The 24,429-nt window shown below is 60.5% G+C and carries 21 protein-coding genes; 11 read left to right on the plus strand and 10 right to left on the minus strand.

The features are described from left to right. Window positions 1-328: 328 nt before the first annotated feature. Window positions 329-1,501, plus strand: coding sequence for a DUF2252 domain-containing protein (locus tag V6Z53_RS14600; RefSeq protein ID WP_338586494.1), 1,173 nt, complete (start codon window positions 329-331; stop codon window positions 1,499-1,501). A 7-nt stretch (window positions 1,502-1,508) separates the two neighbouring features. On the opposite strand, the gene V6Z53_RS14605 is transcribed toward V6Z53_RS14600, so the two are convergent. The 5 genes from V6Z53_RS14605 to V6Z53_RS14625 form a co-directional block, all read right to left on the minus strand. Then, on the minus strand, window positions 1,509-2,003 hold the full coding sequence (locus tag V6Z53_RS14605; protein ID WP_338586230.1) for a PaaI family thioesterase: 495 nt from the start codon (window positions 2,001-2,003) through the stop codon (window positions 1,509-1,511). Window positions 2,004-2,150: 147 nt separating this feature from the next. Continuing rightward, the gene (locus V6Z53_RS14610) at window positions 2,151-3,329 is read right to left on the minus strand and encodes a PLP-dependent aspartate aminotransferase family protein (RefSeq protein WP_338586231.1); all 1,179 of its coding nucleotides are present in this window, start codon (window positions 3,327-3,329) and stop codon (window positions 2,151-2,153) included. Further along, complete coding sequence (locus V6Z53_RS14615; RefSeq protein ID WP_338586232.1) at window positions 3,326-4,702, minus strand: pyridoxal-phosphate dependent enzyme; 1,377 nt, start codon at window positions 4,700-4,702, stop codon at window positions 3,326-3,328. Before V6Z53_RS14615 ends, V6Z53_RS14610 begins: the two co-directional genes overlap by 4 nt. A gap of 201 nt (window positions 4,703-4,903) precedes the next feature. Further along, window positions 4,904-5,188, minus strand: a complete 285-nt coding sequence (locus tag V6Z53_RS14620) for a hypothetical protein (protein ID WP_338586233.1) — start codon at window positions 5,186-5,188, stop codon at window positions 4,904-4,906. Window positions 5,189-5,294: 106 nt separating this feature from the next. Beyond that, complete coding sequence (locus tag V6Z53_RS14625) at window positions 5,295-5,957, minus strand: glutathione S-transferase family protein (RefSeq protein WP_338586234.1); 663 nt, start codon at window positions 5,955-5,957, stop codon at window positions 5,295-5,297. Window positions 5,958-6,335: 378 nt separating this feature from the next. On the opposite strand from V6Z53_RS14625, the gene V6Z53_RS14630 reads away from it, so the two are divergent. Further along, window positions 6,336-7,655, plus strand: coding sequence for an OprD family porin (locus tag V6Z53_RS14630; protein WP_338586235.1), 1,320 nt, complete (start codon window positions 6,336-6,338; stop codon window positions 7,653-7,655). A 549-nt stretch (window positions 7,656-8,204) separates the two neighbouring features. Here the strand turns inward: V6Z53_RS14630 and V6Z53_RS14635 are convergent. Beyond that, complete coding sequence (locus tag V6Z53_RS14635) at window positions 8,205-9,908, minus strand: sigma-54-dependent Fis family transcriptional regulator (protein ID WP_338586236.1); 1,704 nt, start codon at window positions 9,906-9,908, stop codon at window positions 8,205-8,207. A 383-nt stretch (window positions 9,909-10,291) separates the two neighbouring features. Here V6Z53_RS14635 and V6Z53_RS14640 point away from each other — a divergent pair, with 383 nt between their 5' ends. The 7 genes from V6Z53_RS14640 to V6Z53_RS14670 all read left to right on the plus strand — a co-directional run bounded on the left by V6Z53_RS14640 (window position 10,292) and on the right by V6Z53_RS14670 (window position 15,995). Continuing rightward, the gene (locus V6Z53_RS14640) at window positions 10,292-10,573 is read left to right on the plus strand and encodes a phenol hydroxylase subunit (protein ID WP_338586238.1); all 282 of its coding nucleotides are present in this window, start codon (window positions 10,292-10,294) and stop codon (window positions 10,571-10,573) included. Between the two features lie 17 nt (window positions 10,574-10,590). After that, entirely contained in the window at window positions 10,591-11,586 is a 996-nt protein-coding gene (locus tag V6Z53_RS14645; protein WP_338586239.1) for an aromatic/alkene monooxygenase hydroxylase subunit beta, read from the plus strand. Then, window positions 11,583-11,855 carry an MmoB/DmpM family protein gene (locus V6Z53_RS14650; RefSeq protein ID WP_338586240.1) on the plus strand — a complete coding sequence of 91 codons (273 nt, stop codon included), beginning with the start codon at window positions 11,583-11,585 and terminating at the stop codon, window positions 11,853-11,855. Before V6Z53_RS14645 ends, V6Z53_RS14650 begins: the two co-directional genes overlap by 4 nt. A 49-nt stretch (window positions 11,856-11,904) precedes the next feature. Continuing rightward, entirely contained in the window at window positions 11,905-13,461 is a 1,557-nt protein-coding gene (locus tag V6Z53_RS14655; protein ID WP_338586241.1) for an aromatic/alkene/methane monooxygenase hydroxylase/oxygenase subunit alpha, read from the plus strand. A gap of 131 nt (window positions 13,462-13,592) precedes the next feature. After that, the gene (locus V6Z53_RS14660) at window positions 13,593-13,952 is read left to right on the plus strand and encodes a phenol hydroxylase subunit P4 (protein ID WP_338586242.1); all 360 of its coding nucleotides are present in this window, start codon (window positions 13,593-13,595) and stop codon (window positions 13,950-13,952) included. Between the two features lie 10 nt (window positions 13,953-13,962). Next, a complete protein-coding gene (locus V6Z53_RS14665; RefSeq protein WP_338586243.1) occupies window positions 13,963-15,024 on the plus strand; it encodes a phenol 2-monooxygenase domain-containing protein in 1,062 nt (353 codons plus the stop codon). An 80-nt stretch (window positions 15,025-15,104) separates the two neighbouring features. Next, complete coding sequence (locus V6Z53_RS14670; RefSeq protein ID WP_338586244.1) at window positions 15,105-15,995, plus strand: transporter; 891 nt, start codon at window positions 15,105-15,107, stop codon at window positions 15,993-15,995. Between the two features lie 217 nt (window positions 15,996-16,212). Here V6Z53_RS14670 and V6Z53_RS14675 read toward each other — a convergent pair whose 3' ends face one another. Continuing rightward, window positions 16,213-17,922, minus strand: coding sequence for an amidase (locus tag V6Z53_RS14675; RefSeq protein ID WP_338586495.1), 1,710 nt, complete (start codon window positions 17,920-17,922; stop codon window positions 16,213-16,215). Between the two features lie 354 nt (window positions 17,923-18,276). Between V6Z53_RS14675 and V6Z53_RS14680 the strand changes: the two genes are divergently transcribed. Further along, window positions 18,277-19,377 (plus strand): polyamine ABC transporter substrate-binding protein, encoded by a 1,101-nt coding sequence (locus V6Z53_RS14680; RefSeq protein WP_338586245.1) that lies wholly within the window; start codon window positions 18,277-18,279, stop codon window positions 19,375-19,377. A 143-nt stretch (window positions 19,378-19,520) separates the two neighbouring features. Here V6Z53_RS14680 and V6Z53_RS14685 read toward each other — a convergent pair whose 3' ends face one another. From V6Z53_RS14685 to V6Z53_RS14695, 3 genes are all read right to left on the minus strand, one after another. Beyond that, on the minus strand, window positions 19,521-21,962 hold the full coding sequence (locus tag V6Z53_RS14685; protein ID WP_338586246.1) for a TonB-dependent siderophore receptor: 2,442 nt from the start codon (window positions 21,960-21,962) through the stop codon (window positions 19,521-19,523). Between the two features lie 87 nt (window positions 21,963-22,049). Continuing rightward, window positions 22,050-23,030: a FecR family protein gene (locus V6Z53_RS14690; RefSeq protein ID WP_338586247.1), complete on the minus strand. Its 981-nt coding sequence runs from the start codon at window positions 23,028-23,030 to the stop codon at window positions 22,050-22,052. Further along, a complete protein-coding gene (locus tag V6Z53_RS14695) occupies window positions 23,027-23,533 on the minus strand; it encodes a sigma-70 family RNA polymerase sigma factor (protein ID WP_338586248.1) in 507 nt (168 codons plus the stop codon). Before V6Z53_RS14695 ends, V6Z53_RS14690 begins: the two co-directional genes overlap by 4 nt. A gap of 360 nt (window positions 23,534-23,893) precedes the next feature. Between V6Z53_RS14695 and V6Z53_RS14700 the strand changes: the two genes are divergently transcribed. After that, the gene (locus tag V6Z53_RS14700) at window positions 23,894-24,397 is read left to right on the plus strand and encodes a hypothetical protein (RefSeq protein ID WP_338586249.1); all 504 of its coding nucleotides are present in this window, start codon (window positions 23,894-23,896) and stop codon (window positions 24,395-24,397) included. Window positions 24,398-24,429: the final 32 nt, after the last annotated feature.

A 24,429-nucleotide genomic window follows, 5' to 3' on the forward strand; every position in this document is an offset into this window, starting at 1 on the left:
GAGCTGCTACGCTTGTAACGACTTCGGTAACCCGTTTGTTTCCGCGTGCCCAGGCGAGTCGGTTTCATTGGGCGAGGGAGTGGACATGACCCCGCGTAAAAGCAAGCCTGCCAAGGCTAAGACCCGCAAATCCGCCGTCGCCATCGAGGAAGCGGTCTTTCGTTCGCGCAAGGAGCGCATGAGTGCGGGTGAGCGATTACGCGAGAGCGTGCCGCACTCGCTGCACGCCACCTGGAAACCGCCACGAAAACACCGCGATCCGATTGATCTGCTGGAAGAGTCCAACCGTTATCGGCTGCCCAATCTGGTTCCCGTGCGTTACGGGCGCATGTTGCGCAGCCCATTCACTTTTTTGCGCGGCTCGGCGGGGTTGATGGCCCACGACCTGGCCAAGACGCCAACCACAGGGATCGAGGTGCAGGCCTGCGGCGACTGTCACCTGTTGAATTTCGGGTTGTTCGCCACGCCCGAGCGCAATCTGATTTTTGACATCAATGACTTCGACGAAACCCTGCCCGCGCCTTGGGAATGGGATGTAAAACGCCTGGCGATCAGTTTTGTGGTGGCGGCGCGGGACAACCGGATCAGCGACAAAGCGGCAGCGGCCACCGCCATGGAATGCGTGCGTGCTTACCGCGAACGCCTGCGCAAGTTGTCCAAGTTGAGCCCGCTGGAGGTCTGGTATGAACGCCTGGATGCCCAGACAATCATCGACATGGCGCCCAACGCCGAAGTCAAAAAATTTCGCGAGCAAGTGATGGCCAAGGCCCGGCTGCGAGTCGGCGATTACCTCTATCCCAAGATCAGCAGCGAAGTGGCGGGGCGTCGCCGATTGATCGACCAGCCACCGATTCTTTATCACGTGGATGAACAGAACTTTGTGCAGCGCGCCCGTGAGGCGCTGCAGGATTATCGACTGTCGTTACCCCATGAACGGCGTGTGCTGTTCGATCGTTATCGTCTTGAGGACATTGCGGTCAAAGCGGTCGGGATCGGCAGTGTCGGGACCTATTGTTTTGTCGGTCTGTTCTTCTCTGCGGAAAACCATCCGTTGCTTCTGCAATTCAAAGAGGCTTGTCCTTCGGTGCTGGCGCCTTACGCGGGCAAGAGCGAATTCGATAATCAGGGACAGCGCGTGGTCACCGGGCAACGGTTGATGCAGTCCTCAAGCGACATTTTTCTGGGCTGGACACGCGGCCAGAATGGCCGGCACTTTTTTGTTCGCCAGTTGCGCGACATGAAAATGTCGGCACCCATCGAAGGCATTACGGCGGCGCGCTTGAAGCGCTACGCCGAATGGTGCGGCCAGACGTTGGCCCGTGCCCATGCCAAGTCCGGGGATGCGGCGCTCATCAGCGGTTATCTGGGGAAAACGGATTCGTTCGACCAGGCCATCGGCAAGTTTGCCGTGGCCTATGCCGATCAGAATGCCAAGGACTATGCAGCGCTGTTGGCCGCGGAACGATCCGGGCGGATCACAGCGCTGATGGAAGAGGAATGAGGAACGCTTAGCGGCCGTGAGCCGCGTCTGCCAGTTGACTGGTATCGACCCGGACAAACACCGAGTCGCCGACCGCCGTCAGCACGTCCCCGGCGAACACCTCGCAGATGACGCGGGTCTTGCGCCCGACTTCGCCTTCGACTTTCGCCCGCAGGACCAACGGAATACCCATGGGCGTCGGTTTGATGAACTTGATGCCAAGGTTGCCGGTGACGCAGTTGATGCGCGGCAGGCTGGCGACTTCGCGATTTTCCGCCCGGTAGTGATAGGCCATCGCCGCCCAGTTGGAATGGCAGTCGACCAGCATCGCGATCAAGCCGCCATAGACCAGATCCGGCCAGCCGCAGTACATGGGATCGGGCACGTGCTCGGCGACGACGTGCACGCCGTCCTCATGCCAATGGCTCTTGATGTGCAGCCCGTGGGGATTGCTGCTGCCGCAGCCGTAGCAAACGCCATCGGGGGCGGCGGTGTCTTGCAGGGAGGTTTGGAGATTGGACATGTCTTGATGATCCGGAAAAATGTAAGTCTGGTGTAATACCTGTAGGAGCGAGCCTGCTCGCGATGTCGGAGTGTCAGTCGCCATCGATGCTGGATGTGCTGGCCTCATCGCTAGCAGGCTAGCTCCCACAAGGGTTTTGTGGTGAGCCTAAATCCGTGCCAATGCCTGCGCCAGATCTGCGCGCAGGTCTTCGACATCCTCCACTCCGACAGACAACCGCACCAACGCATCGCCGATGCCCAGTTCTGCGCGGGTGTCGGCGGGGATGGTGGCGTGGGTCATGATGGCCGGGTGTTCGATCAGGCTTTCCACGCCGCCGAGGCTTTCGGCCAGGGCGAAGATCTGCACGTTTTCAAGGAAGCGTCTGGAGCCGGCCAGGTCGGTGTTGAGGTCGACCGAGATCATCCCGCCGAAGCCGCGCATTTGCTTGCGCGCCAATTCGTGCTGCGGGTGCGAGGGCAGGCCCGGGTAGTAGACGCGCGCCACTTGCGGCTGACGTTCCAGCCATTGCGCGAGGTCCAGCGCGTTGCTGCAATGGCGCTCCATGCGCAGTGCGAGGGTCTTCACGCCGCGCAGGGTGAGGAAGGCGTCGAACGGCCCGGCAATGGCGCCCACCGCGTTTTGAAGGAAGCCCAGGCGCTCGGCCAGTTCCGCGTTCTGGCCGACCACGGCGATGCCGCCGATCACGTCGGAGTGGCCGTTCAGGTACTTGGTGGTCGAGTGCAGCACGATATCGAAACCCAGCTCCAGTGGACGCTGAATCCATGGGCTGGCAAAGGTATTGTCAGCCACACAGATGATGCCGCGGTCGCGGCAAGTGCGGGCGATGGCGGCGAGGTCGGTGAGGCGCAGCAAGGGATTGCTCGGCGTTTCGACCATGACCATGCGGGTGTCGTCCTGCAACGCCGTTTCGAAGGCGGCCGGGTCGGTCAGGTCGACGAAACTGAAACGGTGTCCGGCGCTGCGCTGACGCACCTTGTCGAACAGGCGGAAGGTGCCGCCATATAGATCATTGCCCGAAACGATGTGCGAGCCGGCGTCGAGCAGTTCGAGCACGGTGGAGATCGTCGCCAGTCCCGAGGCGAAGGCAAAGGCCTGGGTGCCGCCTTCGAGATCCGCCACGCAGCGCTCCAGCGCCCAGCGTGTCGGGTTGTGCGAGCGCCCGTAGTCGAGGCCTTTGTGCACGCCGGGGCTCTGTTGCAAATAGGTCGAGTTGGCATAGATCGGCGGCATCAGCGCGCCGGTGGAAGGGTCTGGCGTTTGTCCCGCGTGGATCACCCGGGTTGCGAAGCCGTGTGGCGCGGCATTTTTATCGTGCTGGCTCATGCAAGAGATCTCCGTAAATGGTTGAGCATGTCGACCCGGGTAATCAGGCCGTGGAAGCCGGAGGCGTCTTTGATGATCGCCACCAGCCCGAGGTCGAGCACCGCTTCCAGTTGCGCCAGGCTGGCGTCGGGCGGCAGGGTTTGCAGTTTGTCGGTCATCGCGCTGGTGACCGTCATGCGGAAGTGCGAAGCGCCTTTCTGCACGCCCAGCAGGATGTCGGATTCGTCGATCACACCCACCAGTTGCTGCCCGTTCACCAGTACCGGCAGTTGCGACACGTCCGCCAGGCGCATGCGCTGGAACGCGGTGAGCAGGGTGTCGTCGGGGCCGACGCTGATCACCCGGCCATCCTCGAAACGTCGTGCGATCAGGTCGCGCAAATCGCCATAACGCTTGCTTTGCAGCAGGCCCTGATCGCTCATCCACTGATCGTTGTAGACCTTCGACAGGTAACGGGTGCCGGTGTCGCAGACGAAGCTGACCACCCGTTTCGGCTCGGTTTGTTCGCGGCAATAACGCAGCGCGGCGGCGAGCAGGGTGCCGGTCGACGAGCCGCCGAGAATGCCTTCGGCGCGTAATAACTGGCGGGCGTGATCGAAGCTTTCTTCGTCGCTGATGGAGTAGGCGTGGCGCACGCTCGACAGGTCGGCGATCGACGGAATGAAGTCTTCGCCGATGCCTTCAACCGCCCAGGAACCGGGCGTACCAAGGGCGCCGCTGCGGCTGTATTCAGCCATCATCGAGCCGACCGGGTCGGCCAGCACCATTTCCAGGTTTGGTTGCACGCGTTTGAAGAAACGGGTCAACCCGGTCAGCGTGCCGGCCGAGCCGACGCCGACGACAATAGCGTCCACATCGTGTTGGGTCTGCGCCCAGATCTCCGGCGCGGTGCTGCATTCGTGGGCCAGCGGGTTGGCCGGATTGTTGAACTGGTCGGCGAAGAAGGCGTCGGGAATTTCAGCGGCCAGACGCGCTGCGACGTCCTGGTAATAATCCGGATGGCCCTTGCCGACATCGGAGCGGGTGATGTGCACTTCGGCGCCCATGGCCTTGAGGTGCAGGACTTTTTCCGTGGACATTTTGTCCGGCACCACCAGCACCACACGGTAGCCCTTGGCACGGCCGACCAGCGCCAGGCCCAGGCCGGTGTTGCCGGCAGTGGCTTCGACGATGGTGCCGCCGGGCTTGAGGCGACCATCGCGCTCGGCCTCGTCGATCATCGCCAGGCCGATGCGGTCCTTGATCGAACCGCCGGGGTTCTGTGATTCGAGCTTGAGAAACAGGGTACAGGGGCCGGTATCGAAACGGCTGACACGCACCAGTGGCGTATTGCCGATCAGTTCGAGCACGGCAGGGCGGGAGTCGTTCGGCATGTCGTCACCTCGCTGCGTGGATCCTCGGTGGGTGGCCAGTAACCGGCGATGAGTTGTTGTGCCGGTCGCGGCAATGCATCGTCTGGACCATAGGCCTTGATCGCCGCACTCGCAACCATCCGCGCGAAAGTACCCCCGACATTGGGGAAATTCCCTGTGAATGGTTGGCTTTATGGGGAGTGTTGCGGGTGAAAGATGTGCCTAGAGAGTGGCCATGATCATGGCCAGATTGACCTGTTGCATAAGCTCGGTGATGGTCGACAGGCTCCCGGCTTGCAGGGTGGCCATGAGCATGGCCTGGGGCGGCGTGAGGGCCAGGGCCGCAAGGGGTTGGATATCCGGCATGACCCGTTCTGCAATGCCGATGGCGGTGAGCGTGGCTGCGGTCACCATCGCCGCCGCTACCGCCGCCGATACCGCCACCATGACGATCACGATGGCTGCCAGCGCAGCCATCAAAACTGTCAGCGTTGTTTCCCCCGCCATGACCACCTCCGTCGCCGATTGCGCCACTGGGGATGCGTGTGAACATCCCCGGCGAGTTCAGCCAAAGCAAGGCGCGGGCCAACAGTCGGCAGCGTCGATAACGCGGCTAGCGAAACCGCTCCGGGATGGCCTCGGCATACGGATAGAAAGAAAACCACGGTTTGGCTTCGTCGATGACGCGTTGCACCGACGGACGTTGGGTCAAACGTTCGAAGTACGCGCTCAAGTGCCGGCAATCGTCGGGGAACGGCACGAGGGTACTGGCATAAAACAGCGCCGGAGTGGCGGCACAATCGGCCAGGCTGAAGTCCGGGCTGGCTACCCAGGTTCGCGAGGCTAGCTGGCGGTCGAGCATGCCGTAGGCGGTCAACAGGCTGGCGCGTTGTTTGCTCAGGTCGCCGTTGGTGGCGAATAAGCGATCAGCGACGATCTGTTGCATCGGCGTCTGGACGTGCAGGTCGAAAAACCGGTCCCACAGACGAACCTGCAACGCCGTGTCCCAATCACTGGGCAGCAGGCAATGTTGTCCGGCGTAAAAGCGGTCCAGGTATTCGATGATGATGCTCGACTCTGCCAGGCCCTGCGGGTTTCGCTGGTCACGGATGACCGGGAACTTGCAGAGCGGCCACAGCGCTTGCAGTTCTGCGCGGTCAGCTTCATTGGAGAGATCGATGATCCTGGGTTCGAATTCGATGGCGTATTCGTAAAGCGCGACCAGCACTTTGTGGCAGTACGACGACAGCGGATGGTAGTACAGAGTCAGAGGCATTTTTATCTCCTCGGTACAGGGGGTGGAATGCAGTATCGACCATCATTCGGCCCCCCGCGATGTTCGAGACGAGAGGCAAAATCGATGAAAACCCGCAGGGTGGATTTTCAAATACCGCGCTTGGCCGTACCTCTGTGCGACAACCCTTATCCCTGCACGAAAACTACTTTCACCTCGTTTGATAATCGCGCCTCGAAATGTTTTAAGAGTTTCACGATTCATTCGACGTGACCCTTTCGAGTGGCGCTGGCCGCTCTGATTTTCCACCCGCCGCTTCGACGTTCTGATGCTGATGGTCATCCATCGGGCGGGTGATTTTGCGCGCCTGTGAATGGGCGGCAGTACCTAAAAAAACAAGAATTCACCCAGGAGCACCGTATGTTCAACCGAGCAATCCCCACCGCAATCCTCATGGCCACCAGTTCCTTATGTGCGCAGGCCGCCGACAGCCACGGTTTTCTCGAGGACGGTAAAGCCACACTGTCGATGCGCACCTTGTACTTCAACAGCGACAACCGCGACGGAGCAGCAGACCCTTCGAAAACCGAAGAGACCGCACAGGGTTTCGTGCTGCGCTACGAGTCCGGCTTTACCCAAGGCACGGTCGGTTTCGGGCTCGATGCCCAGGCATTGCTCGGGGTGACGCTGGACAGCGGACGCGGGCGCCACGTCGGCAGCGGCATGATCCCGAGTGACGGCGACGATGCGGCTGATTCCTGGAGCAGTTTCGGCCCGACCGCGAAAATGCGCCTGGGTAAAACCGAGTTGCGCTACGGCACATTGCTGCCAAAACTGCCAATCCTGATCTCCAACGATGCCCGTGTGTTGCCGCAATCTTTTACCGGCACCCAGATCACTTCGAAAGACATCGATGGCCTGACCCTGACCAGCGGTTTGCTCGAGCAGGCCGTGGGGCGCGCCTCGACGGATCGCACCGGATTGTCGGTCGCAGGTGCCACTCGTGACAGCAACAAATTCTATTTCGCCGGGGGCGACTACGAGGTCACTAAAACCCTCAAGGCCCAGTATTACTTCGCGCAGCTGGAGGATTTCTATAACCAGAACTTCTTCGGCCTGACTCACTTGCTGCCGATCGACAGCGCCAGTTCGATCACCACCGACCTGCGTTATTTCCGCACCACATCGACCGGCGCCAACAGCTCCGCCGCTGGCCGTGCGCAGGGCTATCGAGCGTCGGGTTACACCGAAGACAACAACGGTGAAATCGACAACAACACCTGGGCCGCGATGATCACTTATGCCAATGGCGGCCACGCGGTAGCGCTTGGGTATCAACAGGTCGGCGATGGCAGCAACTTCGTCCAACCCAACCAGGGCAGCCTGCCGGATAAAGGCGCCGGTGGCGGCAGCGTCTACCTGCCCACCGACCGCATGATCCAGAGCTTCACCCGCGCCGGAGAGCAGACACGTTTCGGTCAGTACACCTACGACTTCGCCGCACTGGGCGTACCGGGGCTGAAAGCGTCGATCGTGTACCTGAAGGGCACCGACATCAAAGTGCAGAACGCCGGGGATCAGTCCGAATGGGAACGCGACATGACCCTGGACTACGTGATTCAGTCGGGCACGTTCAAGAACGTCGGTTTCTCGCTGCGTAACGGCCAGTCGAACACCGACGCGGGGCGTGATGTGGATCAGAGCCGCTTCATCATCAACTATGCGATTCCGTTGTTGTAATAAACACTGGCGCCCCCACACTGGATTTGTGCCGACCACAAATGCCGTGACCACCGCAAACCCTGTAGGAGCCGAGCTTGCTCGCGATGAGGCCAGCACATCAAGCATCGATGGTGACTGACACACTGCCATCGCTAGCAGGCTAGCTCCCACATTGGATTTGTGCTGACCACAAACACCGCAATCACCACAAACCCCTGTAGGAGCCGAGCTTGCTCGCGATGAGGCCATCACATCCAACATCGATGCATGCTGACACACCGCCATCGCTAGCAGGCTAGCTCCCACACTGGATTTGTGCCAACGACAAAGCTTGCTCGCGATGAGGCCATCACATCCAACATCAATGTCGGCTGACACACCGCCATCGCGAGCAAGCTCGGCTCCTACAGTGGATTTGTGCGGACCACAAATGCCGTGACCACCACAAAACCTGTGGGAGCTAGCCTGCTGGCGATGAGGCCATCACATCCAACATCGCTGGCAATTGATGCACCGCGATCGTCGGAACGCCGCCCGGAGCAGGCTCGCTCCCACAGGTTTACGCTATCAATCCTTGTAAGAAGGCGTATCCGCAGGTGACTTTTTCAGGCGATACGCCAGCGCCGGGCGGGTCATGCCCAGCAGGCGGGCCGCTTCCGAGACGTTCTGTTGGCTGCGCTCCATGGCTGCGTGAATCAGCGCGTCTTCCACCGAATCCAGCGCGATACCGCTGTCGATGATCGTGTCGATCCAGTTCTGGCCGGGCGTGGGCGTCGATTTCACCAACCGTCCGTCACTGGCCAAACCAATGCTTTCGGCCATCTGCGGCGAATGCGGGAAGAGGGCGTCGACGGTGATGCTCTGGTTCTCGTCGGTGATGATCACGCCGCGTTCCATCAGGTTTTCCAGCTCGCGGATGTTGCCGGGCCAGTCATAGTTCAGGCAGATCTGCAAGGCTCGATCAGACAGGCCGAGGGTCTTTTTCCGGTAGCTGGCGTGCAGTTTTTCCAGGAAGTGTTCGATCAGCAACGGGATGTCTTCACGACGCTCACGCAATGCCGGAATACGTACCGGAAACACGTTCAGGCGATAGAACAGGTCGGCGCGAAAACGTCCTTGCTTGACGGCATTTTCCAGGTCTTCATGGGTCGCCGTAATGACCCGCACATCGACTTTGCGGGTCTGCGAATCACCGACGCGTTCCAACTCCTGCTCCTGCAAAACCCGCAGCAGCGAGGCTTGCGCGCGCGGGGTCAATTCGACGATTTCATCGAGAAACAACGAGCCGCCGTTGGCCCGCTCAAAGCGGCCCATGCGCGACTGCTGGGCGCCGGTGTAGGCGCCTTTTTCCACGCCGAACAACTCGGCTTCGATCAGGTCCGGCGGGATGGCGGCGCAGTTCAGCGCGATGAAAGGTCCACCGGCCCGCTCACTGCGCAAATGCAGGCTGCGGGCGATGACTTCCTTGCCCACGCCGGTTTCGCCCAGCAGCAGCACCGAAGCCTTGCCCAGGGCCACTTTGTCGATCAGCGAGCAGGTTCGGCGGTAGATCGCCGACTGGCCGATGCCGTAGAACTTGCCGGCCTCGATCTGCAGGCGCTGGCGCATGTTGGCCACTTGCACTTGTAGCGCTTGCAGTTCATCGATGATCGGGTCGCTCTGGAAGTAACGCATGATCTCTTCGGCATCGTCCCATTGCTCGGCGGGCTTGCCGATGATCCGGCACTGGGCATCGCCGCAACCGCGGCAGCTAACCTCCTTGTAGATGATCTGCCGACCGAGGAAAAACGAGCTGTAGCTGATGGCATAGCCGAGCAGCATCCAGCACACCGGTTGCTCGGAATGCAGGTTTTCGGTCTGGCAGTTTTCCACCTCGAAAGAGTCCTGCCACTCGATGTCCGCGTAGAACTGCCCGTTCGCCAGATCGATGTCGATCGCCTGCGGTCGCACGTTGACCATGCCCTTGAGCGAATGCAGTTGCGGCCCTGTGAAAAACATCTCCAGGTCGCTGCCCTGGGGCCGCAGTTTGCGCGCCAGTTCGGCGTCCTTGAGCCCGGACTGATAACCCAGGCGCATGAAAAACCCTTTGGCGCGTTCGACGCCAAGCATTTCGATCAGCTCGTGTCTGCACGACGCCATCATCGACACCTGGATCAACAACATGCGTTGTTCGTCCAGCCAGATTTTGCCCTCGGTCCCGTGAAAGCGAACCTGGTCGCTCAGGTCCTTGAGCGAGGGCGGGTGCTGGGAAGCCTTGTACGTGGTGATCATTCAGTGCGCCCCGATTGTAGTTATGTTGGGGATGGAGATGCGTTCCGCTCAGGCTATGGCGGTTTGTTTACGCATCCTGGTGACCGGTGTTTTTCAGGCAAGGCAAGGTCGGTTTTCCTTTTTCTAAGCGGCCTGAAACCGAGCGAAATGTCAATCGCCGAATGATTGGTCATTTGCTCAAAGGGCTTGAAGACGATTGAGCAAATGATCAATTGGCCGGTCCCCTGGACGGTCTGCCAACGCTGTCCTGGTCGCTCGGCTGCAACGAATAAAATCAGTTAACTATCTGTTTTTATACGAATAAAAAAATCATTCCGAGCGTTTTTGCAGCGCTGGCACCCTTGTTGCTCCGTACCCCGAACATAACAAGGGAGTACCCGAGCATGAGCCAGCCCGCCAACCCATTCGATCAGATGCCGCGCTACATCCGCGTCCGCAGCGGACCTGACGACACCTTCGTCGAATTCGATTTCGCCATCGGCTTTCCCGACCTGTTTGTCGAGCTGGTTTTGCCGCGTCAGGCATTCAGCCAGTTCTGCGAAAACAACCGGGTGCAGCACATGGACGCGCAGATGTGCGCGGCCCTCGACGCCGATGCGCGCAAGTGGCGCTACGGCGAAACCCGCGACGCCGACCAGGCCGATCAACAGCCGACAGAACAATAACCACAGGAGTCCACTCCATGAGTGTCGAGATCAAGACGACCACCGTCGAGACGATCCGCAATACCTTCAGCCACACCCGTCGCCGGTTTGGCGACAAGGTGGCCAGCCGTTATCAGGAAGCCAGTTTCGACCTGGAGTCGGCGACCAATTTTCATTACCGGCCGCTGTGGCAGCCGGACAAACTGCTCAACGATGCCACCCGCACCGCGGTGGTCATGGCCGACTGGTACGCGGTCAGCGACCCGCGCCAGTACTACTACGGCGCCTACGTCCAGGCCCGGGCCAAGATGCAGGAAAACGCCGAGCATGATTACGCCTTCTGCGAGAAGCGCGACATGCTTGCCGGCCTGTCTGCGGCGAATGTCCAACTGATCAGCAAGTTGTTGTTGCCCCTGCGCCACGCCGAAATGGGCGCCAACATGAACAACAGCAACATCGCCGCCGACGGCTTCGGCACCAGCGTCACGCAGATGCACATGTTCCAGGCCATGGACCGCCTCGGCATCGCCCAGTACCTGTCGCGGATCGGCCTGATGCTCGATGACGGCGACGTGTTGCTGCTGGCCCAGGCCAAACAGCAGTGGCTCAACGATGCGGCGTGGCAAGGCATGCGTCGCTATGTCGAGGACACGCTGGTGGTGCGTGACTGGTTCGAATTGACCGTGGCGCAGAACCTGGTCAGCGATGGCCTGGTGTACCCGTTGCTGTTCCACAAACTCGACGAACAACTGTCGGCCAACGGCGCCGGCCAGGTCGGCATGCTGACCGAATTCATGCGCCTGTGGTTTGCCGAAAGCCAGCGCTGGGTCGATGCGCTGCTCAAAACAGTGGTCAACGAAAGCCCGGCCAACAAGGCACGGGTGCAAGGCTGGGTCGATCACTGGAGTGTCCGTTCCATCGAGGCGCTGCGGCCCTTGGCGGCGATGGGCCTCGAAGCGTCCGCACTGGATGGCGTCTGCACCGAGTTCAGCGCACGCCTGAAGAAACTTGGCTTGGCAGGAGAACGCGCATGACTTCTCTCGTTTACATGAACCTGCAGGACACCGACTACGCGCGTTCGATCGTCGACGCGATTGTCCAGGACAACCCCCACGCCGAGATCCAGCACCAGCCATCGATGATCCGCATCGAGGCCGAGGGCCGTCTCGACATCCGCCGCGAAACGGTCGAGCAACTCACCGGCAGCGTCTGGGACATCCAGGAAATGCTGATGTACGTGATCACCCTGGGCGGCAACGTCGTGGAAGAGGACGACAGCTTTTCCCTGTACTGGAACAGCTGATCGGAACCGACCGCCGTTCGATCCATAACAAGAATTCGGGAGCGCCATCATGGCCGTGAAAAAACGCCTCAATGCCAAAGACAAATACCGCTGCATGACTCGTGACCTCGACTGGGAACCCAGCTACCAGACCCACGAGGACATCTATCCGCACGAGCGCTTCGAAGGGATCAAGATCACCGACTGGGACAAGTGGGAAGACCCGTTCCGCCTGACCATGGACACCTACTGGAAGTACCAGGCCGAGAAAGAGAAAAAACTCTACGCGATCTTCGATGCGTTCTCGCAAAACAACGGCCATACCACGCTGTCGGACGCCCGCTATGTCAACGCGCTGAAGCTGTTCCTGTCCGGTGTCACGCCGCTGGAGTATCAGGCCTACCAAGGTTTCGCCCGGGTTGGCCGGCAGTTCAGCGGCGCCGGTGCGCGCATTGCCTGCCAGATGCAGGCCATCGACGAACTGCGTCACGTGCAGACCCAGATTCACGCGATGAGTCACTACAACAAGCACTTCAACGGCCTGCATGATTTCGCGCATATGCACGACCGCGTGTGGTTCCTCTCGGTGCCCAAGTCGTTCTTCGAGGATGCACGCACGGCGGGACCGTTCGAGTTCCTCACGGCAATCTCGTTCTCGTTCGAGTACGTGCTGACCAACCTGTTGTTCGTGCCGTTCATGTCCGGAGCGGCGTTCAACGGCGACATGGCCACGGTCACCTTTGGCTTCTCGGCACAATCCGACGAAGCGCGACACATGACCCTGGGCCTGGAAGTGATCAAGTTTCTGCTGGAGCAGCACGAAGACAACGTGCCGATCATCCAGCGCTGGATCGACAAGTGGTTCTGGCGCGGCTACCGCCTGCTGACGCTGGTGGGAATGATGATGGACTACATGTTGCCGAACAAAGTCATGTCCTGGTCCGAAGCCTGGGGCGTGTATTTCGAAGAGGCGGGCGGGGCGCTGTTCAAGGATCTGGAGCGCTACGGCATCCGTCCGCCCAAGCACGTCGAAGAGGCGAACATCGCCAAGGATCACGTCAGCCACCAGGCCTGGTCGATCTTCTACCAATACAGCCAGGCGACTAACTTCCATACCTGGATGCCCACCGACGAGGAGCTGGACTGGCTGTCGTCCAAATATCCCGACACCTTCGACAAGATCTACCGCCCGCGCTTCGAGCACTGGCGTGCGCTGCAAGAGAAGGGCGAGCGTTTCTACAACCCGACCCTGCCGATGCTCTGCCAGATCTGCCAGATCCCGCTGTCGTTCGGCGAACCGGACGACCAGACCACCCTCAGCCATCGCAGCGCCGAGCACGAAGGCGAGCGCTATCACTTCTGCTCCCAGGGCTGCTGCGACATTTTCGAGTACGAGCCAACCAAGTACATCCAGGCCTGGCTGCCGGTGCACCAGATCCTGCAGGGCAACTGCGGTGGCGGCGATGTCGAGTCGGTGGTGCGCGACTACTACAACATCAACCCCGGCCAGGACAACTTCGAATACCTCGGCTCCACCGAGCACCGCCGCTGGCAGGACTGGCACCCGAACGATCGCAACAGCGCGCCGGTGGCACCCGTTGATCCTGACCTGCTCAAGGCCGGTTGAGCACTGCTGCCAATGTGGGAGCGGGCTTGCTCGCGAATGCAATGTCACATCCGACATGTGCGGGTCTGACACACCGCTTCGCGAGCAAGCCCGCTCCCACCTCCCAACTGACAATAAGAAGGAAAACCATCATGCCCGTGACCGCCATCGGCGCCTACGACGCCCAACCCCTGGACCGCCAGGAGAATTTCCATGGCCTGCAACTGGTGTACCTGTGCTGGGAAAAACACCTGATGTTCTGCGCGCCGTTCACCTTTCCACTGCCACCGGCCATGCCGTTCGGCGACTTCATCGAACAAGTGGTCAAGCCTTCGATTGCCCGGCACCCGGATGCGCCGCGAGTCGATTTCAGCCAGGCACTGTGGCGCCTTAACGGTCAGCCCTTCACCCCGGACAACACAGCGAGCCTGATCGCCAACGGCATCGATCACAAGAGCATGCTGCACCTCAACACCCCTGGCTTGAACGGCATTGCCGGCAGCTTCAACTGAGGACACGGCGATGAGCTACCAAGTCACCATTGAACCCACTGGCGAGCAGATCGAAGTGGAAGAAGGGCAGACCATTCTTCAGGCCGCATTGCGCCAGGGCGTCTGGTTGCCGTTTGCCTGCGGCCACGGCACTTGCGCCACCTGCAAGGTCCAGGTTTTGGAGGGTGAAGCCGACCTGGGCGCCGCCTCATCCTTCGCGCTGATGGACATGGAGCGCGATGAAGGCAAGGTGTTGGCCTGCTGTGCGATCCCGCAAAGCGACATGGTGATCGAGGCCGATATCGATGCCGACCCGGACTTCCTCGGCCATCCGGTGGAGGACTACCGGGCGGTGGTCAGCGCGTTGGTCGACCTGTCGCCGTCCATCAAGGGCGTGCACCTCAAGCTCGACCGGACGATGGCGTTTCAGGCAGGGCAGTACATCAATCTGCAATTGCCCGGAATTGAAGGCACGCGGGCGTTCTCGCTGGCGAATCCACCGAGCCGTGCCGATGAAGTCGAACTGCACGTGCGGCGGGTCGACGGCGGGCTGGCCACCGGCAAGATTCATGATGATTTGAAGGTCGGCGATACGGTGGAATTGTCTGGGCCGTACGGGCAGTTTTTTGTTCGCGGTTCGCAGAGCGGCGACTTGATTTTTATCGCTGGCGGCTCCGGGTTGTCGAGCCCGCAGTCGATGATTCTCGACTTGCTGGAGGCCGGCGATAACCGGCAGATCGTGCTGTTCCAGGGCGCGCGTAACCGTGGCGAACTGTACAACCGCGAACTGTTCGAAGCGCTGGCCCGGGACCACGCCAACTTCACCTACGTGCCGGCCCTCAGTCAGGCGGTCGAGGACCCTGAATGGACCGGGTTCAAGGGCTATGTGCATGACGCCGCGAAACAGCATTTCGACGGCCGCTTCAGCAACCGCAAGGCCTATTTGTGCGGGCCGCCGGTGATGATCGATTCGGCCATCACCTGCCTGATGCAAGGGCGGTTGTTTGAGCGCGACATCTTCATGGAGCGCTTCTACAGCGCCGCCGACGGTGGTGAAAGCACCCAGCGTTCCGCGTTGTTCAAACGCATCTGATTGACCTGTAAACCCGCCTTCTCGATCTGCCGAGAGGGCGAGGTGTGCCCGACCAATAACAACAATAAAGGTTGAACTGAATGATTCGTCGACTGCAAAACCTGCTCGTGATCGCTACTGCTGTTACCACGTCGTTGTCCGTGCATGCCACCGAAGGCGGCGGCACGTCCTATCCGCTGGGCGCGGAAAACTACATGTCCGGGGCGATGCCGCCGCCGGGGTTTTACGGTCAACTGTTCGTCACCCATTACGAAGCCGACAACCTGCGCGGCAACGACGGCAAGAAACTCCCGGTGGATTTTCGCGTGCGCGCCAACGCCATCACTCCGCGACTGATCTGGGTCAGCGATTACACCTTGTTCGGTGCCAGCGTGGCACTTCACGCGATCGTGCCATTGGTGGACCTCAAGGTTGAACTCAACGGCCAGTCGCAAAACAAACAAGGCCTGGGTGACGTGATCTTCGGCTCGGCGCTGGGCTTCCACCACAGCGAAAAATTCCACAGCATCCTCTCCCTCGACATGATCGCCCCGACCGGTCGTTACGACCGTGGCGACCTGGCCAACACCGGGCGCAATTACTGGGTGATCGAACCGGTCTACGCCATCACCTACGTCGACCCGAACGGGCTCAACGTCGATGCGAAGATCATGTACGACTTCAACCGCGAAAACCCGGCGACCGACTACCGTTCGGGCCAGGAATTTCATGTCGACTATGCCGTCGGCTGGGGGTTGGGAAATGGTTGGGTGTTGGGTGTCGGCGGTTACTACTACCGACAAACCACCGACGACCGCCAGAACGGCGAGACCATCGAAGACAACAAGGGACGGGCGCTGGCCATCGGGCCGTCGATCAAATACACCAGCAAGAACGGCTGGTTCGTCACCGGCAAATGGGAGCAGGAAACCGAAGTGCGCAACCGGGCGCAGGGGAATGCGTACTGGATGAAACTGACCGTGCCGTTCTGACACCCAAAACCGTGTAGGAGCCGAGCTTGCTCGCGATGAGGCCGGCACATCCAGCATCGATGCAGGCTGATACACCGCCTTCGCGAGCAAGCCCGCTCCCACATTGGATTTTTGTCACCCACAAACTCTGTGGGAACTGCAAAAAAACTGTGGGAGCGGGCTTGCTCGCGAAGGGGTCATCATATCCAGCATCAATGTCGGCTGACAGTCACCGCTATTACTTGCCAGCCAACGGCGGAGTACGCAGCGGAATCAATCGCTTGCTCCCCGTCGCCTCGAACGCCGCGGCAAAACGCAGCAGCGCCGAGTCGTCATAGGCGCGGCCGGCGAAGGTCAGGCCGACCGGCATGCCGATGTCCGCCATGATGCCCATGGGTACCGTGACTGTCGGCACGCCCAGGTGGCGGATGGCGAGGTTGCCGTTGGCCACCCAGACCCCATTGCTCCAGGCGATGTCCGCAGACGCCGGATTGACATCGGCATCCGCCGGGCCAACGTCGGCGACGGTCGGGAACAGCACCGCGTTCAGGCCGAGCCGATCCATCCAGTCTTCCAGATCGAGCTTGCGTGTTTGCTCAAGCCCACGCAGACCATCGGGCACCGTGCTGATCTGGTCCCACGGCGTGATGCCGCGTTCGGCCATCTTCACGTACTCGTCCATGCCGGCAGCCAGATCGCCTTCGCGGTTGGGCAGCGTGCCCGGGTCGTGAGGGAAAATCAGCGGGCCGTCGACGTCGACCAGACGGTTCAGTTTCGGATCGCCGTTGGCCTGCAGGAAATCATCGAACGCCCACGCGGTCAGGTCCCACAACTCGTGATGGAGGAATTCCTTGGAGACGATCCCGCGATTGAACACGGTCGGCGCACCGGGACGATCGCCTTCGCAATTGGACACCAGCGGGAAATCCACTTCGATCACTTCGGCGCCGGCAGCTTCGAGAGCCTTGCGCGCTTGTTTCCAAAGGTCGATCACCGAGGGACGCGTGTTGATGCGTTGCCCCGTCGGGCCACCGATACCTGGTGCATCCGACGTGCCCGCCTCGGCGTCGGCGTTGATGTACATGCGAGGCACGCCGAGGCGTTTACCGGCCAGGGCATCGGGTTTTGCCGCCAGCTCTAAATAGGAAGCGGGGCGCACCGAGGCGACGCTCGGAATCGGCACCCAGGGTTGCAGGCGCCACAGATCGCCTCGCGTATCGGAATCTTCAGCGACCACCACATCCAGCACTTCGAGCAGGTCGGCCATGGTCCGGGCAAACGGCACCACCACGTCCATGGTCGGCGTCAGCGGCCAGTTGCCGCGCACCGAGATCACCCCGCGCGAAGGCGTGTAGGCGCACAAACCATTGTTCGACGCCGGGCCGCGACCGCTCGACCAGGTTTCCTCGGCCAGACCGAACGCTGCGAAACTGGCCGCGGTGGCCGTTCCTGCACCGTTGGATGAACCCGAGGCGAACGGCGCGGTGAGGTAACTGGCGTTGTACGGGCTCTCGGCGCGGCCGTAGACCCCGCGCTGCATGCCGCCGTTGGCCATGGGCGGCATGTTGGTCTTGCCCAGGCAAATGGCGCCGGCACCACGCAGCCGTTCGATGGTGAATGCATCGCGGTAGGCAATCAGGTCTTTGAAAGCGGGACTGCCCGAAGCGGCGGTCAGGCCCTTGACCAGGTAACTGTCCTTGGCCGTGTAAGGGATGCCATCGAGCGGCCCCAGCGTCTCGCCCTTGGCCCGACGGGCATCGCAGGCCTGCGCTTCCTTGAGCGCATCCGGGTTGCGCACCACCACTGCATTCAAGGCGGTCGGGGTGTCGGCGCCGTCGTAGGCGTCGATCCGCGCGAGGTAGGCCTGGACCAGCTCTACCGATGTGGTCTGGCCGGATTCGAGCGCGGCGCGCAGTTGGGCAATGGAAACTTCGGTGACTTCAATCATGCGGTTACCACCGGCTCTCTCAAAAATGGATTTCATAACGGTACTCGTTGCACAGCCTTGCGCGACGGAATTCGGATTTCAACCTTGGCTGCGTATTTTGCACTAAGGCGGAGCAGGGCGCCGCCCTTGCCGATACATCCGGACACGGATAATGGCCATATCGATCCCCTTTTGGCCGATCACACGCTGGGAACCGTCTAGCCTGTCAGCAAGAATCGAAACTGGATTGCTGATTTGTCAGCACCGACCGAATCCAAAACCAGATCTTTGCTTCCTTGCCCTGGCCGTTTCCAGGGCCACTGCCGTGTACAGACACTAAAAAAAACCAAAGAGCTGACATTGGGGAACTGATCCATGGACACTATGAAACGCATTCTGGGCGCCACGGTTTGTGGGCTGACGCTGCTGGCCAGCGCGGTGCACGCCGAACAGCGCGAACTGAGGGTCTACAACTGGGCGGACTACATCCTGCCGTCCGTGCCCAAGGACTTCGCCACGCAAACCGGCATCAAAGTGACCTGGGATACCTTCGACACCAATGAATCGCTGGAAGCCAAGCTGCTGACCGGCAACTCGGGTTACGACCTGGTGGTGCCATCGAATCAGTTCATCGAAACCCAGATCAAGGCCGGTGTATTCCAGAAACTCGACAAGTCCAAGCTGCCTAACTGGAAGCATCAGGACCCGGCGCTGCTCAAGTTGCTCGACGCCAACGACCCCGGTAACCAGTACGGCGTGCCTTACATGTACGGCACCGTGCTGATCGGTTTCAACCCGGCGAAGGTCAAGGCAGCGTTAGGCGAGAATGCACCGGTGGACAGTTGGGACCTGGTGTTCAAGCCCGAGAACATGGAAAAGCTCAAATCCTGCGGCGTGGCGATGCTCGACTCGCCTTCGGAAATCCTGCCGCTGGCCCTGCATTACCTGGGGCTGGACCCGAACAGCCAGAACCCGGATGACTACGAAAAAGCCAAGGCATTGATGCTGAAGATTCGGCCTTATGTCACCTACTTCAACTCCGCCAAGTACATGACCGACATCGCCAACGGCGATATCTGCGTGGCCATCGGTTACTCCGGCAGCTTCTACCAGTTCGGCAACCGCGCCAAAGAAGCCGGCAACGGCGTGGTCGTCGACTGGCGTTTGCCAAAGGAGGGTGCGCCGATCTGGTTCGACACGTTCGCCATTCCGAAAAGCGCGAAGAACGTCGAAGAGGCCAACGAGTTCCTCAACAACTTGATGGACCCGAAAGTGATCGCGCCGATCAGCGACTTCCTCGGCTATCCGAATGCCAACAAGGACTCGCTGTCGTTGATCAACAAGGACATCACCGGCAACCCCAACCTGACGCCGACCAGTGAGGCACTGGCCACCCTTTATGTGGTGCAGCCGTTGCCACAGAAGCTTGAACGGGTGCGGACGCGGGTGTGGACGGCGATCAAATCGGATAAATAAATCTCCAACTCCACAAAACCCTTGTGGGAGCGGGCTTGCTCGCGAAGGCGGAGTGTCAGTCACGGTGAAGTCGACTGATACTCCGCCTTCGCGAGCAAGCCCGCTCCCACATTGGATCTGCGTTTAACCTGTCGAGCCCAGTATCAAAACTCCGGCGTGTACTTCACGCTGAACATCAAATTGCGCGGGTCGCCGAAGTTGTTGTTGCCGTCGAGCTGGTTGTATCCCGCCGTGTAGTAATGCTTGTCGAACAGGTTGTTGGCGTTCAGTGCCAGGCCGATTTCCGGCGTGAGCTGGTAGCCGACCCGCGCATTCCACACGGTGTAACCCGGTACCTCGAAGGTGTGCTCGTAACCCAGCGTATGGCTTTGAGTGGTGAAGCCCAAGCCGGTGCTGACGCGACTCCAGTCGCCGCTGAACTGGTAATCGCTCCAGACCCGCAGCATGTGCTTGGGCGTCCAGGTGCTGAAGACTTTGCCTTCGTTGACCGGGTCATCCAGGTACTTGGTGGTGTTGTAGGTGTAGCCGGCGAACAGTTGCAGACCGGTGAGCACTTCGCCGCTGATTTCAGCATCGATCCCCTGGCTGCGAACCTTGCCCGAGGCCGTCGAGCAGTACGAACCGTCGCAGGCAAAACCCGAAGCCAGGTCGTTGACCGCGCGGTTCTCCTGGTCGTAACGGAACACCGCCAGGGACGTGTTGACCCGGCCATCCATCAGCTCACCCTTGAGGCCGATTTCGTAGTTGCTGCCGATCACCGGTTTGAGCACCGAGCCGCTCGAGTCGCGCACTGTTTGTGGTTCGAACACGTCGGTGTAGCTGGCATACACCGCCCACTCACGGTTCAGGTCGTAGACGATCCCGGCGTAGGGCGTGACTTCTCCGGTTTCGTTGGCGGTGCTTTTCGGATTGGCGGTGGCAATGTCGCTGAACGCGGCCTGGGTCCATGACTTGTAACTGTAGTCGTACCAGCTTACCCGCGAGCCGAGCACCAGAGTCAACGGCTCGATCGGCTTGACTCGCCAACTGCCGTACAGGCCTTTTTGGCGGATATCGTATTTACTCGGCGTACCACGACCACCGGCGGTATTGATCAAACTGTCGTAGCTGATTTCCGGGCGGTTGTGGTTGATGCCGAAGATCGTGTCATTGCTGTTGTTGAAGGTCCGGGCGAAGCGGTCGTCCGAGGTGTATTTGGAATAGTTACCGCCCAGCATCACTTCATGCTGCATGGATAAGGCGTCGAAGTGGCCGACGAGGTTCATGTCCAGGCCAAGCTTGGTCGAATCGAAGTCAGTCACGAAGTCGGCGTATTGCACGCCGCTGCCATCGGCTTCCAGGCCATCGCCGGCACTTTGCACGCGCTGGTTTTTTGCCTTGTTGTCTTCGGTCATGCGCACGGCGCCGACCTTGAAAGCCCAGTCGTCGTTGAAGCGGTGTTCGAGATCGGCATAGACCGTGTTGACATCGATGTCCGAATGGTTCCAGCGTGCGCCGGTGTAAGTTGAACGCGACACATCCACTGGCGAACCGTCGGCATAGCGAGGCAGACCGCGGATCATCGGGCGCGATTCGCCGTTGGATTGACTGACCGCCAGGCCCAGGGTGGTGTCTTCACGAAGATCGATGTCCAGTGCTCCGTACAACGAGTGTGTCTTGCTCCATTCGTAGTCGATGAAGGATTGGCTCTGGTCCTCGTCGGCAACGAAGCGGCCACGCACGGTTCCGGTCTGGTTCAGCGGGCCACCGGCATCCACTTGCAGGCCGTAGTGATCCCAGGAACCGGCCTTGCCGGTGACGGTCACGGTCGGGGCGTTCTGGCCGCGCTTGCGTACCAGGTTGATCGCGCCGCCGGGGCTGCCGGTGCCTTGAAGCAGGCCGGACGCACCGCGCAGCACTTCCATGCGATCGAAGAAAATCAGGTCCTGTGTGGCCCAGTTACCCAACGCATAGGTGTTGCGCGGGATCGGCACGCCGTCGTACTGCCAGTCATCGATCTGGAAACCGCGCGAGGTCACGATCAGGCCTTTGCCGACGCCCTGAACGCCGACCAGGCCGGTGGTCTGGTTGACCGCATCTTTGAGATCGACCAGGTTCTGGTCGTCCATCTGTTTGCGCGTCATCACCGTGACCGACTGCGGAATTTCCTTGAGGGTATGGGTGCCCTTGCCGATCGTCACCGCTTTGGCCGCGTAAGAACCCGAGCCTTCGGTGGTGGCGTCGGCGCTGTTTTCGATGATGTTGGTCGCGCCCAGTTGCAGCGCAGCGGTGTTGGTCGTGGCCGGCTCGACGCTGAAGTTGCCCTGTTCGGTCACTCGCAGTTGCAGGCCGCTGCCGCTCAGCGCTTTTTGCATGGCTTCTTCAGGGGACAACTGGCCGATGACCGCCGGTGCCTGTTTGCCCTGTACCAGCGAAGGCTCCAGCGAGACGATGTGCCCGCTCTGGCTGGCGATGGCATTCAGCGTGCTGGCGAGCGGGCCGGCGGGCAGGTTGAAGGGCAGGGTTTGCGCCTGCGCCAGGGTAGGGCCGGCCAGGGCTGCCAGGGCAACGGCGACGGAAAGCGAGTGGGACCACGGGTTGAACACAGCATTCTCCTGAAGGTGTAAGTGTCAGGAGATAGGTGGGATGAGAAATGAAAACCGGACACAAATAAGAGTCATTTTCAAAAAAAATTATTGTTTGGGTGTTTTTGCCCGGATCAACGTCAGCCACGGACTGTAGTGATCGACCCGGATCGGCAGGGTTTCCGCCAGCGCCGCGAAAGTCCGGGCGGGGTCATTGAGGGGAAATACGCCCTGGACCCGCAAGTCGCGGACTTCAGGGGATACGCGCACAAATCCACGGCTGTAGGGACGCAAGGCTTGCACGACATTTTCCAGCGGTTCGTCCAACACGTTGAGACGGCCGCTGAGCCAGTCGGCGCGATGTTGCTGATCGCCGCTGACAGGTTCGATGCGCCGCGCGTAGAGCAGGGCCGATTGGCCTTCCTGCAAGACACGTTGAGTGCCATCAAAGAGCCTGGCCTCGACGGAATGTTCCAGCACCACCACGCGACTGGCGTCTTGCTCCTGGGACACCAGAAAACGCGTACCCAATGCGCGCACTTCGCCCTGGGCGGTGCGCACGCGCAGGGGGCGTCGGGGATCGGGCGCCACCTGAATGACCAACTCGCCCCGACGCAGGATGACCAGCCTTTGCTGGTCGTCGAAATGCAGATCCACCGCGCTGTCGGCATTCAGGCTCAGGCGGCTGCCGTCGGCCAGATTGAAACTTTCGCGTTGCCCGCGCCCGGTGTGCAGATCAGCAAGCAACGAGTCGCCCAGCGGGCTGCGCGCACCAATCCACATACCGCCTCCAAGCAGACCAAGACCGGCGATCACCCGCAGCGCATCACGCCGCGAAGCGTGAGGCTGCAAGAGAATCTGCCGTGCGTGCTCGCTCTGGCCCGGCAAGCGTCGATCGAGGGCACGAACCGTATTGAACGAACCACCGAGGCGTTCCTGCAAACGTGCCCAAGCCTGGACGTGCGCAGGGTCCATGGCCAGCCAGGCATTAAAACGTTCCTGCATCGCGGCGGTGGGCGTACCGGCGCGCAGACGCACCATCCAGTCGATGGCCTGCTCGCTGACAGGGTCCAGGCGCGGCGTGCTCATGGCGCCATCTCGCTCAGATAGCACTGGCGCAACGCTTGTTTCATGTAGCGGCTGACCGTGCGTTCCGACAGGCCCAGTTTGCCGGCGATGGCCACGTAACTCATGCCGTCCAGTTGGCTGTAGAGGAAGGTCGCCTTGACCACCATCGGCAAACCATCCAGCGCCCGGTCAATGGCCACCAGCGCCTCGATCAGTTGCAATTGCTCTTCCGGCGAAGGCGCCACCATTTCGGACAAGGTAGACAGGCGTTCCAGATACGCCAACTCCAGTTTTCGCCGACGATGCCGGTCGAAGATGAGCCGACGGGCGATGGTCGAGAGGTAAGCTCGAGGTTGTTCGATGCTGTCGGGATCGACCCGGGCCATCAGCATCTGGCAGAACGTATCGGCGGCAGTGTCCTCGGCATCCGCATGATTGCGCAGCCGTCGCTGGATATGCTGCAGCAGCCAACGGTGGTGATCGCTGAAAAAGAAACTCAGCTTGCTGGTCGAGGGAGGTTGCACCGGTTGTCTTTCCAGATGTTAGTGAGAGTCGTTCTCAATACTACCTTTGGGATGACGGGTGCTGCAATCTCCGGTTTCGTTTGCTGCTGCGCGAAAGACTTTTCGCCTGTTCCTTGTTTATCAAGGCGTTAGTTTCAGCGGGCAGAAATTCAGCAGGGAAACTGTGATTGATCCGCCATTTTCGACCTGACCGGAGTGGCGGATGCACGGGCCGTCCACTAGCCTCCCCACGCTTTGTTGGAAGAAGTCTGGATCTCGCGCCAAGTGGTCGAGCAACGCAGTTGTGCTCCGTAGTCCATATCGAGCGGGTACTGACGCATGAGCCTCGCCGGCTTGCCCGGCACTATCGGAGATACAACTGTGAACGAATCACTCGATCCAAAAAACCTCGCGCCACTGGCTGCACCTGTGGGCACTGTTTCCCGCCAGGACCAACCTGATCTGAAAAGCACCAGCGCGTGGGGCAACCCTTTCAAGATCAAGATCAGCCTGCCGGGCAAGGACATCGGCGGCCAGTGGTTGTGCCGCAACGGTGGCGACGCAATGGCTTACCAGAACTACTGCGTACCCGGGTCGAGGGCGGCGGTTCTCAAGCCTTACACCCACACCGACGGCAAAATCTATTTACAGGATGAGCAGGGCGACTGGGTGTCCTACGAGAGTCTTTGGAACCTGCTCTACATGTCGTACTGGAATTACGCCGTCGCCTGGAAATTTGAGGGCAATCGCTTGGTTCGCGATTCGGACGGCGCCGTCCTGACCTGGTTTTACAACGCTCGTTGGCCACTGGCTGACCGGAAGAACTGGTTGTCGGCCAGCGCCCCTTCTGTGGATGCCTTGACCGTGGAAAAGGTCGATGCCTGAGTCTTTCACCAGATAAGGTTCGCAACGCAGAG

This window comes from Pseudomonas sp. MAG733B (assembly GCF_036884845.1).
GTDB lineage: Bacteria > Pseudomonadota > Gammaproteobacteria > Pseudomonadales > Pseudomonadaceae > Aquipseudomonas.